Source organism: Pseudomonas sp. 3A(2025) (assembly GCF_054589175.1).
Genome location: NZ_BAAILM010000045.1, coordinates 1 through 1,184 on the forward strand (window position 1 = coordinate 1; position 1,184 = coordinate 1,184).

The 1,184-nt window shown below is 58.6% G+C and carries 1 protein-coding gene; it reads right to left on the reverse strand.

Annotated features, from left to right (window positions below; genetic code table 11):
* The coding region (locus ACYP2A_RS17800; protein ID WP_459746957.1) for a condensation domain-containing protein at positions 1 to 1,184 on the reverse strand (1,184 nt) is incomplete at both ends.

Genomic DNA, 1,184 nt, shown 5'->3' on the forward strand with positions numbered 1-1,184 from the left:
GACACCCAGCTCACGCAGCTTGTGCGCCAGGCGATTGGCCTGCTGATTGAGTTCGGTGTAGCTCAACGATTGCCCGCCAAATACCAGGGCTGTGGCCTGTGGCGTCTTCCAAACCTGCTGCTCGATCAGTTGATGAATACACAGCTCGCTCGGGTAACTGGCTTCAGTGCGGTTCCAGTCATGAACGATCCGCTGATATTCATCGGTACTCAGCAACGGCAATTCAGCCAAGGGTTTATCAAACGACTTGACCACGCTTTGCAGCAAGTACTTCCAGTGCCTGGCCAGACGTTCGATGGTCGGGGCATCGAACAATGCCGTCGCATACGTCAGAGAAGCCCCGATACCGGTGTCATGCTCAAAGGTATTGAGGGTCAGATCAAACTGGGCGGACACCCCTTCCCACGACAGTGCTTCTACCTGCAAGCCCGGTATTTCTCTAAAGGAGCCTTTGGCCTGTGTCTGGTGGTTGAACATCACCTGGAATAACGGGCTATGGCTCAGGCTGCGGTCAGGTTGCAAAGCCTCGACCAGTTGCTCGAACGGCAGTTCCTGGTAGGTCTGCGCCTCCAGCACGGTCTGGCGAACCTGCTGCAGCAATTGCTCGAAAGTAGTCGTCAGCTCGAAAGTCGCCTTGAGAACCTGAGTGTTGACGAAGAAGCCGATCAGCCGCTCGGTTTCCACTCGCGTACGGTTGGCAACCGGTACCCCGATACGAATATCGCTCTGCCCTGAATAGCGTTGCAGCACACTCTGGAAGCTGGCCAGCAGCACCATGAACAGGGTGCCGCCCTGACGCTGGGCCAGTGCCTTGAGCTCGCTCGCCAGCTCGGTGTCCAGCGTGATTTCCAGCCGGGCCCCGTGTTGATCCGGCAATAACGGACGCGGCCGATCGGTGGGCAACTCCAGCACCGGCTGCTCACCGCCCAGTTGTCCTTGCCAGTAGGCCAGTTGCCGCTCCTGCTCACCGGCCTCCATCCAGTTACGCTGCCAGATCGCATAATCGGCGTACTGGATCGGCAAGGCCGGCAGGCTCACGTCGGTGTGCCCCTGGCTGTAGCCTTCATACAATTGCACCAACTCGTCGACCAGCACGGGCATTGACCAGCCATCGGAGACAATATGGTGCAGGGTCAGCACCAGAACGTGCTCGTCGTCCGCCAGACCCAGCAGCTTTACGCGCA